Genomic DNA, 9,817 nt, shown 5'->3' on the forward strand with positions numbered 1-9,817 from the left:
GCGGATGACCTGCTTGCGACGCTCATGCAGTACTTCCCGCGACTGCTTGCGTGCATCTTCTTTTTCCATGAACTTTGGAGTCATGAAATCAATACAAGTTCATGAATAAATCATGCCTGGTCTATAGTAATCGCCACCTCAGGTTTCGGCCCCTGAGGCAAATTTACTCCTGCAGCCGCGATGACGTCAAGCTGCGCGCGCAACTGTTTTGTTGCGTCTGTCTACTGCCTTGGGCGTGCCGTCATGCCGGTGACTCCGCGTTCAGCTGCGCGACAAGGCCGGTCCAGGTGTTCGCCTTCTCGATCACGTGGCCGTTGATACGCACCTCGAACTCGGTGGTGTGCACGTAGGGGCGGCCGGTGGGGGATACGGCGAGGCTGTGGATACGAGCGCAGCCTGGCGTGGGGGACTCGCTGAGGTGCACGAAGTTCTCACGCCCGACGACGTCCAGTGGTTGGGTCCAGCCGCCGGCGTCGAGCAGGACAACGACTAGATCGCGAGGAACGCCGTCGGGCGCCGGGGCGCGGCCCTGAAGCTTCTCTAGGAACAGCTCGAGCGTAGCCTCGGGCACGCGCTGTACGCCCGACTCCCAGCGCTCCCAGGATCGGCGTGAGGCATGCACAAGCGCGGCAGCCTGGGTGGTCGTGAGATTGAGGGCTTCCCGCGCCGAGCGCAGGAAGTGTTGCGAGCTAGTGGTGAGATTTTGCATTGTCGGACTCCTTACAAGCCGCAATGATACGCCGAAATCTGGCAAAATGTCGCAATGCGACACAATGCTACGATGGGCCAAGGGAAATCCGGTGGTTACGATGACAAGTTTTCAAAGAAAAGAATTATTTGTCACGCAGGCTAATGGTACTTATGATGCGTGCGTTTGGAGTAAAAAATTGAGGCGTGCCTGTCGGGCGTGGCCTCCACCCGCTGCCCACTGCTTTTTGAAAATTTTGCGCTCGCCGGCGCCCTGGGTCAAGATGGATAAATGATCAGGTGCAGCTGGCGGCCGCATACCTCTGGGAGATTAGCCATGGCGCGCATGCGCTACTTCTGCGATCTGGGGCCCGGCCGCGAGCCGGTCCCGCTTCAGGGCGTGTGGCCCATGGCCAACTCGGAATTCGCGCAGCGCTTTCCTGTGGTGGCCGGGCTGCGCGCCGACGGCTACTCGCGCTGGGTCGGCTATCCGCTGGAAGGCCCTGGTAGCCCGCTGCCCGTGACGCGGCGAATCGTCTACAAGGCCCAGCCCTCACGGCACGAATGCAACGCCAAGTGCCTGCACGGCAAGGCCACCGGTACGTGCGAGTGCCAGTGCGGGGGGCGCAACCATGGGCGCGGCGTGTTTTCACGCCTAGTGAGCCCACCAGCGCAGCAGTCCGCTTCGGATGCCACGGCCCACCGCGATGGTGCGCGCCCTATCGCCCAGGCGGGTGCCATGAAGAATCGACTTTTTATGCAAAATTTAGGTCTCCGGCTGGACGCAGCCACGGACTTTGCGATGGAGCCGCGACATGACTGAATACGTGCACGACATTCCAGGCCTCGCCGAGGCCATTGCCAGCGTGCCCGCCGATGGGCGCGACCCGCGCCACAAGGCACTGCTCAAGGTCCTGCGCGCAGTGCCCGGCCTGGAAGCTGTCGAGTTCGCCACCAGCCGCGCGAACTGCTACCTGGCCCAGCGCCGGGTTTTCACGGCAGCGGGCGAGCTCGTGCACGAGGACCTGGCGGCCTGGCTCTCGCAGGAGTTCGTGAACGACGGCGCGCGGGCCAGCGTCACCCACCAGCGTTTGCTCGCGGCCGACCTGCGGCTGAGCACCACGGAAATCACCTCGCTGTACCTGGTGGTCGACCGGGGCGGCGACGAGTCCAACTTCCTGCAGATCGAGGTCGAACTGTCGAGCGAACGCCTGGAGAACCGGCTGATGCAGGACTATGGCTCGCCTCCGCGCGACGCCCGGGAGCTGCTCTCCGAAGCGCAGGGGCAAGAGCTGCCGCCCGAGGAACAAACGCCCCTGGGAACGCCGCGCTACCGGCTGCGCCGGGTCGTCGATATGGCCCGGTTCCTGGAACTGATCGACGCGGATGAAGAGCTGCAGCGCGCCCGGGTGCGTGCCCTGCGGTTCATGGTCTCGGACTCCCAGTCCGAAGGACCGCCGCGTGACATTGGCTACAAAGAGATCGATCCCGGGCTCGACAAATACCCCGCCAAGGGCCGCCGCCTGTTCAAGGACTGGGCCGCGAGCAGTGCCGGGCAATCGGGCCAGCGGCTGTGCCGCCACCGGGTGATGCAGATCAGCGACTCGAAGGACAAGACCACGAACCGCCGCTGGGTCTCGCTCGTGCCGATGTGGACCTTCGACAAGAAGCTTGCCGAGGTGGAGTCGCGCAAGGGCAGCGTGCACGCGCTGTATGACAAGCTGTGCACCATCGACCGGCGCACGGGTGCCCCGTTTGCTTGGTTCTTCTATCTGCTGCACGGCAACCGCGTGCACGACGGGGCTGGCCACCGCGTTCTGGAGGCGGCCGAGGCCGGCCAGATCGACCTCCCCGAAAACGACTACCAAGTGCTGCGCCGCTGGCGTGACCGCGAATATGGCTTCTGAAGCAGGCCCGGCCATCCGCTGGGACACCTCGGACCGCGCTGCGCACCTGCAGCGCGTGCGGCAGCGCGAAGGCGAGATCCTGGGGCCTGAAGGTCGCGCGCGGATCGACGCGCGTGCCAGGGCCGTGCTCGTGCCCGCCAACGCGGACCGTATGCGCCTCGTCAATGAGGCGATCGGGGCGCCTTCGCGCGCGAACGCCATCGTGTGGCTGCACCGTGCTGCCGACCGGCTCAGTCAGGCCGTGGCGCGCGAGGTTGCCTGCCGCCGGGGTTGTGATGCGTGTTGTCATCAGGACGTGGTGGTGACTCAGGCCGAGGCTGAACTCATTGGACGGGCCATCGGCCAACGGCCCGCAGCAGCTCCCGCCGGCGCCGTGTCCGTGGGGCGCGACCTGAACGAACCGCCTCCGATGCCGGCACGGCACACCGGCCAGCCATGCCCCTTCCTTGAAGCGGGCGAATGCGGAATCTTTAGGAACCGCCCGCTCGTGTGCCGCCTGAACGCGAACTTTGACGAGGACGCATTGCTGTGCCAGATCGTGCCAGGGGAGTCGATTTCCGTGCCGTATGTGGACACGTCCATCGAAAAAGCGGTCTACCACGGCAAGGTGGCCGCCGGGGGCCTGGTGGCTGACATCCGCGACTGGTTTCCGTCAGAAATCGGGGAGCAATAGCAGTGGGCATGGATGCGATGAACGTACTGCACCAGCAGCTCGCGCCGGAAGTGCGCGATGTCGCCTGGAGCAGCAACTGTGCCGGCGAGGTGTTCGCCCAAGGAGGCTCGGCCGACGGCCTGCGCATCGGGCACTTCCAAGGGGAGGCGGAGCTGGCCGCGTTTGTCGTCGCGGCGCATGACGCCTGCCGAGCACAGGAGATGGGGAAATGATCACCAGAGGGCACTTCATCGGTGAGATCGTGGATGCGTTCACGGGCATCTCCGAGCGGGTCGAGACCCGCAACCGCTTGGGCATCACCGACATGAGCGTCTTCACGGAGGCCTTTGTGGGCGAGCTGCTGAACGCGGTGCTGGGTACGGACTTGCACTCGCTCAACGATGAGCGTCCCAACGAACCCGGTCTCGACCTTGGAGACACAGGCGGCCGGTACGGAATCCAGGTAACCGCCACGGCTTCAAGCCAGAAGGTGCGCCACACCCTGGACGCCCTGACCGCCGAGCAGGCGAAGGCCTACGAGCGCATCGTGGTGTTCTGTCTGGGCAAGAAGCAAACCAGCTACAGCGTCGAGGGGCCATTCAAGCATGGCGTGACCTTCGATCCCGAGAAAGATATCTGGGACTTCACCGAGATCGCCCGCATGGTGCTGGCCTTGCCGCTCGACAAGCTGCAGGCAGTCCATCAGGTCGTGCGCCTGAACACGGTCCAGCTGCTGGTGGAGCTGGAGGTCCCCGACGAGAAAGGCCGCTACCCCACAAATGGCTATGACAAGTGGGAGGCACGGCCGCCGCTCAAATTCGGTGACGGCAAGGCCTTTCTGAAGTTCTACGAAAAGAAGTTCGGCGAGCTCGAAGACGAAACCAAGGTCGACATCGCGAAGGCATTGCCGACCCTGGCCAAGAAGCTGCGCCGATTGCCGCGAGTGACCCGGGAATTCTTGGCCATGCTGATCGAACGCCGCGAGCATCGCGAGCCAAGGCGCAACTTCCGCGACGCTGCGATTCACGCGGAGTTAAACAAGGTGCTGCGCGAGTGCGGCGGCAAGGTCAAGGAAGAGCTGGACCTGTTGATCTACGAGGGCCTGGTTGCTGTCGATGGCGAGGATCCACACGAATCTGGCGCCCCTGAGATCTTCATGGACCTCACCGATTGCATTCCGGTGCGTGAGGGTCTGGTCGATTTCATTGAGAGCCGTGGCCTGACGGTGCGCCAGGTGATCGGTGGCGCCGACCTTTCCGCGTTTTGAGGACCGGCCATGCACAGTTACACGTTCGAAGAAGGCCCGAGCTGCCAAGGCGGTGCCGATCAAACCTGGAAGCTGCTTCCCCAGCCCTGCCCCAGCTGCCCGTGGCGCCTGGACCAGACCGCGAAGGACATCCCAGGGTTTTCTGTCGCGAAGGCGCGCGACCTGGGGGACACCTGCCCGGATGCGCGTGGACACGGACCGGACTTTGACGCGAAGGTGTTCGCGTGCCACCAGTCGAGGGTTGGCGAGGAGTTCGCCTGTGCCGGTTGGCTGGCGACCGTCGGCCACTGCCACCCCAAGGTTCGGCTGGCCTGTGTCCAGGGCTGGGTGCCGGAGGCCTCGCTGGCGCCTGGCCGGGATTGGCCTGCCCTGCACGCGAACTATGGCGATGTGTTGCGCAAGCTGGAGGAGGCCGCCGATGACAGCACAGCTTAGCTCGGGGGGCGCCATGGCTGACACTGCAGGACGCGCTCTGGGCGGCACCCCGGTTGTCGATGACCATGGCCACGCGCTCGAGGCGCCCGAAGCCGCCGCGCCGCGGCGCCGGCGTGGGCGTCCGCCCGGCGCGCGCGCGAAGACCACGGAGCGGCCTATCACCGCGGATGACGTCGCCTTCCTTCGGGCCACCGTGCAGGGCGTGGATGCGCGCGTAGCCGCTGAGCAGTATCTCTCCTACCTGGGCGTGGCGATCGAGCGCAAAGCGGCCGACACCTACGGCGATCAGCTGCGCGGGCGCGTCCTCGCGATGGCCTCGACCTGGCCAGAGCTTGCCGAGCAGGCGGCCATCGTGTGGCCGGAGGGCGCCCACCCCGCGATGACGGGGGCGGATCAAGCCCTCGCGTCCCCGGCACCGGGCGAGTCGGCGGCGGATACCTGCCCCAGCTTGCAGGAATTCGCGGAGCGGTTCGACGCCGACATGTACTCGGAAGCTGAGCTCATCGAGCTGTATGAGGAAGAGTTTGGTGCGGCTGCACCGCACACCGAAGCCAACCGCCCTGCCCCGGAGCCAAACCCGGCAGCTGCCGAGGCCGGCACGGGCGATTTCCGCCGCAAGCTGCACGCCCTGGACTGGATGGACCGACGCCTCGCGGTGCGGCCGCAGCGAGAGGATGCGGTCGCGCAATGGCTCCAACTGACACCGGTACAGACGCAGGCACTGCGCGATGCCGGGGTGGTCAGCCTGGGCGACTTGCGCGACTGGATGGCGCTCAAGGGCGTGCGCTGGTGGAATGCGATACCGCGGTACGGGCGGGTGCGCGGGCGCAGACTGCAAGGCTGGCTGGACCAAAGCGGCATCCTGCCCGGTAACGGCCTGGAGGAGCCGGTGCGCCCCCCGGCCGGTGAGATCCAGGAATACAGCGGCCAGCTCGTGCCCTTCGGAGACATGGTGTGGCCGCCGGCGCTGCGGGGCGCGGTGGGCGGTTTCCGCGGCACGGTGAATACGCTGGGTGCCCAGGACGACCTGCAGGCGATACTGGCGTGGTTCGGCACCCTGCGCGACAACAGTCCGGCGACACAAGAGGTCTACCGGCGCGCGATCGAGCGGCTGGCGCTGTGGGCGATCACCGAGCGCGGCCGAGCGATCTCGGCACTGGAGTCACCTGACCTGCTGATGTTCTTCGACTTCCTGCGAAAGCCGCCTGCCCACTGGGTACAGACGCGCGTCCGCACGCGGACAGCCTCTGACTGGCGTCCGCTCAAGGGCCCACTCAGCGCAGCGGGCATGCTACAGACCAGTGTGGCCGTCCGCCAGATGCTCACCTACTGGTACGGCACGGGCTACCTGGCACTTAACCCGGCGGTGGGCATGCGGGGGCCTAAGCGCACCGAGGTCAAGATGGACGTCATGCGCTCCTTCAGTGCCCAAGACAAGGAGGTGATCCGCACCGTGGTGAGCAGCATGGACGATGGGCCGCGCAAGCGCCGGCTCATTGCGATGATCCGGCTGCTGCAGACTGCAGGCCTGCGCCGCGACGAGGCCGCCAGAATGACCTGGTCGAATCTCGAGCGCATGCGCATCGATGGCGAGGCCTCCGACAGTTGGGCGCTGCGCTTCGAGGGGAAGGGCAAGGTGGAGCGGATCGTTCCGCTGCAGGACGCGACGATCGAAGCGCTGGAGGAACACCGTGCCGACCGCATCGCGCTGGCCGAGTCGGGTGACTTGGATGCGTTCAAGAACCTGGAGCCCGCAAAGATGCCCCTGCTGGGCATCCTCGATGAGCGGCTGGCCGGAAAGAGCGAAGGAAGCGCCGGCGACCTGCCCCACAACGCACGGCGTGAAGGGAATGCGGATGGCGGACTGAGCGCGGCGCGTATCTACGGGCTGCTCAAGGAGTTCTTTGGGAAATGCGCGAAGATCGCGGGCCCGAAGAGTTCGGATTTTTTGGCGGCCTCCACGCACTGGTTGCGACACACCTTTGCGCATGACACGATTGCAGCCAACGAAGGACAAGATGGCGCACTGGCGGTGGCGCAGGCGCTGCTGGGCCATGCCGACATCAACACCACGATGATCTACGTCAAGGCCGAGCTCTCCTCGCGCAAGGAGACCGTGGACAAGATCCAGTCCATTGTTTGAGCAAGACGTTGGCGGAAAGGGGTAACCTCGGTTTCTATGCAAAAACGGAATTCGACTGACTAAAGTCCTTTAGCCACAACTACTTAGCGCTTCGAAGACGCCTTTCACGAGGCAAGAAATCTTCAAGGGTTTTGCCCCTCCCCAAGGCTTCGATCAACCACTTGGGACGGCGGCCCTTGCCCACCCATGTGTTGCCATGGGCGTCTCGGTACATGCTCGTTTCACCACCTGATGGCTGATCTACTCGGGACGTCTTTCGGATACCCACTTTGGATTCCGGCGCACCCGTTTCAAACAGGTCGTCCGGCACCAGTTCAAACCTGGCGATCACCTCTTTCATCAGCGGAATGATCTCCTCGGCTTCATGGGCTTCATTCATCGCCTCTTCAAGGCGTTTCTTCATCTGGGTGAGTGTCTTGGGGTGATCGTACTTTCCGTGCAAATTGGTGCGCTTCGCGAAAAAAGTTCTTTCAAAAACAACCACTTGTGAATGTCTGAATTTCCGGCGCGCCGTCCTTTGCGTGCAGATTGGTGCGCTTTGAGGGTTGCGGCTCCCTTTCATCAGATGTCACCGCCATCGTCCCACCGGGCTCAGTTCGGTTTGACGGTCTATGCCTAAATTGGCATAATCACCACTAATGTCCACCCAGCCGCGCAAACCGCTCAAATGGGTCGGCTCGGCCAAGCGGGATCTAGACGGAATGCCCGAGGACGTCCAAGACGTGTTCGGCCATGCGATCGACCTGGCGCAAGCCGGTGGCAAGCACCCGGACGCCAAGGCGCTGAGCGGGTTTGGTTCCGCCGCGGTTTTGGAAGTGGTCGAGGATTTCCGGAGCGACACGTTCCGGGCGGTCTACACGGTCAAGTTCGCGGGCTGGGTCTATGTGCTGCACTGTTTTCAGAAGAAGTCCAAGAGCGGCATCAAGACGCCGAAGGAGGACCTGGACCTGATCAAGGCACGGCTGAAGGCTGCGGTGCAGGATTTTGAGGCTTGGCAAGCAAAGCAAGGAGTAAAGCGATGAGCCAGAACAGCCACATCACCATCGAAGAAGGCAGCACCAACGTCTACGCGGACCTGGGCTATGCCGACGCTGCGGAAATGCAGCGCAAGTCGCAGCTCGCGGCTGAGATTGCCTGCGCCATCAAGGCGCGACGCCTGACGCAACAGGGAGCCGCCGCGCTGCTGGAAATCGATCAGTCCAAGATCTCCCGCATCACGCGCGGCCAGTTTCGCGGGGTCAGCGAGGCGAAGCTGCTGGAACTGGTGGCCAAGCTGGGGCATGACGTGAAGATCGTGGTCGGTCCAGTACGGCGGCGTGCCGGTAAGATCGAGCTGCAGTTCGCCTGACGCTGCGACCCGTCAAGATCGCCGGGCTGCGAAAGCCTCCCCCATTTGCCGCGCCCGCTTAACCTCGTCGCCGTGCAGGTAGATTGAGGTCGTCGAAATCGATGCGTGCCGCAGGTTGTCGCGCACGGTGGTCAATTCGGCCCCGCGCGCCAATGCATGCGTAGCATGGGTGTGGCGCATCCAATGTGGGCTGGCACGGCGCAGTTTCTCGGCCGTGGCCGGGCTGTCCTTCTCAATGACTTCGGCGACCTTTGTGAAAAAGCGTCGCATCACACTCCACAGCCGCGTCGCGGTGATGCCCGCTGTACTCTCTTGATCGAGGCTGCCAATGAGCGGTGCCAGCGGATCCCATCGCGCGGGCGTGATCGGCAGCTTGCGCTGCATCAGATACCGGTCCAGCGCCGCACAAGCCAGTGGCGGCAGCGCCACCTTGCCGGCCTTACTGCCCTTGCCCACCAGGTGCAGCCAGCGATCACCATGCGCATCGGTCTCGATCTGTCCCAGCGTGGCGCCGACCAGCTCCCCGATGCGCAGGCCCGTGGCGTAGGCGAAGTCCAGCACGAAGCGCAGGCGCTGCGCCGCCGGTGCCTGCCATCCATGTCCCCATTCCAGGCCTTCGGCGACCGCTTGGATCACTGACCATTCGCCTTCGCCGAAGACCCGGGTGACGGCCAGCGATTCGGAGCGCGATGCGCCGCGCACCTTGATGCCGGCGAACGGGTTGGCCAGCAGGTAGCGCTGCTGGATCAACCAGCGGAACATGGCGCCCACCACCGACAGCGCGTAGGCCACCGATCGGGCTGACAGTCCACCGATGAACGGCCGCCACTCGGGCGACGAGCGCGGCCGCGCCGGGCCGATCCAGCGGGCCCTGGGCGCTGGGTGTCGCAAGAAGGCGCGAAAGGCGACCGCGTCTTCTGTGGTGAGCGAGGACAGCGCCCGGCCGCGCTCCACAACGGCCCACAGAATCAGCCGCTCGGCCTCCTTGCGGTAGGCCCGCTGGGTTGCAGCCGATTCGTGCAGCGCCAGCCAAGCCTGCACCGCCTCGTAGTCGTTGTTTGCGTCCAGCGTGCAGGTGGCCTTGGGTGCGCGGAAGGTGCCCCGCGAGCCGTCGACCTCATGGGGCACGCGCAGCCTTTCCCAGGGCGCCACATCATCTTGAGCGCCGATGGGCACCAGCGCGCGGGCTTGCTGCGTGAGGTGCGCGTGCGCGGCGAAGAAGGCTTCGATCTGCCTGGCGCTGGCCGCGCCCAAGCCGGGAATGCCCGTCCACCAGCGCCGGCGCCGCGGAATTCGCACCGTCAGATCGGCCAGGGTCTTGAAGCCATGGGCTTTCATGGCGCCGGCGGCACGCGCCGGCAGCCAGCGCTCGAGGTCG

12 protein-coding genes are annotated in these 9,817 nt (G+C 64.8%); 9 read left to right on the top strand and 3 right to left on the bottom strand.

What is annotated here, in order from left to right:
- Positions 1-241 precede the first annotated feature (241 nt).
- Complete coding sequence (locus NFX52_RS28015; protein WP_055402361.1) at positions 242-709, bottom strand: helix-turn-helix domain-containing protein; 468 nt, start codon at positions 707-709, stop codon at positions 242-244.
- A gap of 315 nt (positions 710-1,024) precedes the next feature.
- On the opposite strand from NFX52_RS28015, the gene NFX52_RS28020 reads away from it, so the two are divergent.
- The 7 genes from NFX52_RS28020 to NFX52_RS28050 are packed head-to-tail and all read left to right on the top strand — an operon-like array spanning position 1,025 to position 7,091.
- Positions 1,025-1,510, top strand: a complete 486-nt coding sequence (locus tag NFX52_RS28020) for a hypothetical protein (protein ID WP_202907231.1) — start codon at positions 1,025-1,027, stop codon at positions 1,508-1,510.
- A complete protein-coding gene (locus NFX52_RS28025) occupies positions 1,503-2,594 on the top strand; it encodes a hypothetical protein (RefSeq protein WP_055402358.1) in 1,092 nt (363 codons plus the stop codon). The genes NFX52_RS28020 and NFX52_RS28025 overlap by 8 nt, the downstream gene beginning before the upstream one ends.
- The gene (locus NFX52_RS28030) at positions 2,584-3,267 is read left to right on the top strand and encodes a YkgJ family cysteine cluster protein (RefSeq protein WP_055402355.1); all 684 of its coding nucleotides are present in this window, start codon (positions 2,584-2,586) and stop codon (positions 3,265-3,267) included. The genes NFX52_RS28025 and NFX52_RS28030 overlap by 11 nt, the downstream gene beginning before the upstream one ends.
- Positions 3,268-3,275: 8 nt before the next feature.
- Positions 3,276-3,479, top strand: a complete 204-nt coding sequence (locus NFX52_RS28035; protein ID WP_055402354.1) for a hypothetical protein — start codon at positions 3,276-3,278, stop codon at positions 3,477-3,479.
- Positions 3,476-4,513 carry an SMEK domain-containing protein gene (locus NFX52_RS28040; protein WP_055402352.1) on the top strand — a complete coding sequence of 346 codons (1,038 nt, stop codon included), beginning with the start codon at positions 3,476-3,478 and terminating at the stop codon, positions 4,511-4,513. Before NFX52_RS28035 ends, NFX52_RS28040 begins: the two co-directional genes overlap by 4 nt.
- Positions 4,514-4,522: 9 nt before the next feature.
- Positions 4,523-4,948, top strand: a complete 426-nt coding sequence (locus NFX52_RS28045) for a DUF6283 family protein (RefSeq protein ID WP_055402350.1) — start codon at positions 4,523-4,525, stop codon at positions 4,946-4,948.
- On the top strand, positions 4,932-7,091 hold the full coding sequence (locus NFX52_RS28050; RefSeq protein ID WP_162239797.1) for a site-specific integrase: 2,160 nt from the start codon (positions 4,932-4,934) through the stop codon (positions 7,089-7,091). Before NFX52_RS28045 ends, NFX52_RS28050 begins: the two co-directional genes overlap by 17 nt.
- Positions 7,092-7,170: 79 nt before the next feature.
- Here the strand turns inward: NFX52_RS28050 and NFX52_RS28055 are convergent, their stop codons facing one another.
- The gene (locus NFX52_RS28055) at positions 7,171-7,653 is read right to left on the bottom strand and encodes an H-NS histone family protein (RefSeq protein WP_252635929.1); all 483 of its coding nucleotides are present in this window, start codon (positions 7,651-7,653) and stop codon (positions 7,171-7,173) included.
- Positions 7,654-7,729: 76 nt separating this feature from the next.
- Between NFX52_RS28055 and NFX52_RS28060 the strand changes: the two genes are divergently transcribed.
- Both NFX52_RS28060 and NFX52_RS28065 read left to right on the top strand, forming a co-directional pair.
- On the top strand, positions 7,730-8,113 hold the full coding sequence (locus NFX52_RS28060; RefSeq protein WP_011805136.1) for a type II toxin-antitoxin system RelE/ParE family toxin: 384 nt from the start codon (positions 7,730-7,732) through the stop codon (positions 8,111-8,113).
- Positions 8,110-8,439, top strand: coding sequence for a helix-turn-helix domain-containing protein (locus tag NFX52_RS28065; RefSeq protein ID WP_252635930.1), 330 nt, complete (start codon positions 8,110-8,112; stop codon positions 8,437-8,439). The genes NFX52_RS28060 and NFX52_RS28065 overlap by 4 nt, the downstream gene beginning before the upstream one ends.
- A 12-nt stretch (positions 8,440-8,451) precedes the next feature.
- On the opposite strand, the gene NFX52_RS28070 is transcribed toward NFX52_RS28065, so the two are convergent.
- Positions 8,452-9,817 (bottom strand): site-specific integrase (locus NFX52_RS28070; RefSeq protein WP_252635931.1); only part of this gene is annotated, 1,366 nt, incomplete at its 5' end.

Origin of the sequence: Acidovorax facilis, from assembly GCF_023913775.1 — a bacterium.
GTDB lineage: Bacteria > Pseudomonadota > Gammaproteobacteria > Burkholderiales > Burkholderiaceae_C > Acidovorax > Acidovorax facilis.

Coding starts and splice junctions, on each gene's coding strand:
- NFX52_RS28040 (WP_055402352.1), top strand. CDS start 3,476: ATGATCACCAGAGGGCACTTCATCGGTGAGATCGTGGATGCGTTCACG.
- NFX52_RS28020 (WP_202907231.1), top strand. CDS start 1,025: ATGGCGCGCATGCGCTACTTCTGCGATCTGGGGCCCGGCCGCGAGCCG.
- NFX52_RS28045 (WP_055402350.1), top strand. CDS start 4,523: ATGCACAGTTACACGTTCGAAGAAGGCCCGAGCTGCCAAGGCGGTGCC.
- NFX52_RS28025 (WP_055402358.1), top strand. CDS start 1,503: ATGACTGAATACGTGCACGACATTCCAGGCCTCGCCGAGGCCATTGCC.
- NFX52_RS28060 (WP_011805136.1), top strand. CDS start 7,730: ATGTCCACCCAGCCGCGCAAACCGCTCAAATGGGTCGGCTCGGCCAAG.
- NFX52_RS28030 (WP_055402355.1), top strand. CDS start 2,584: ATGGCTTCTGAAGCAGGCCCGGCCATCCGCTGGGACACCTCGGACCGC.
- NFX52_RS28065 (WP_252635930.1), top strand. CDS start 8,110: ATGAGCCAGAACAGCCACATCACCATCGAAGAAGGCAGCACCAACGTC.
- NFX52_RS28050 (WP_162239797.1), top strand. CDS start 4,932: ATGACAGCACAGCTTAGCTCGGGGGGCGCCATGGCTGACACTGCAGGA.
- NFX52_RS28035 (WP_055402354.1), top strand. CDS start 3,276: ATGGATGCGATGAACGTACTGCACCAGCAGCTCGCGCCGGAAGTGCGC.
- NFX52_RS28015 (WP_055402361.1), bottom strand. CDS start 709: ATGCAAAATCTCACCACTAGCTCGCAACACTTCCTGCGCTCGGCGCGG.
- NFX52_RS28055 (WP_252635929.1), bottom strand. CDS start 7,653: ATGAAAGGGAGCCGCAACCCTCAAAGCGCACCAATCTGCACGCAAAGG.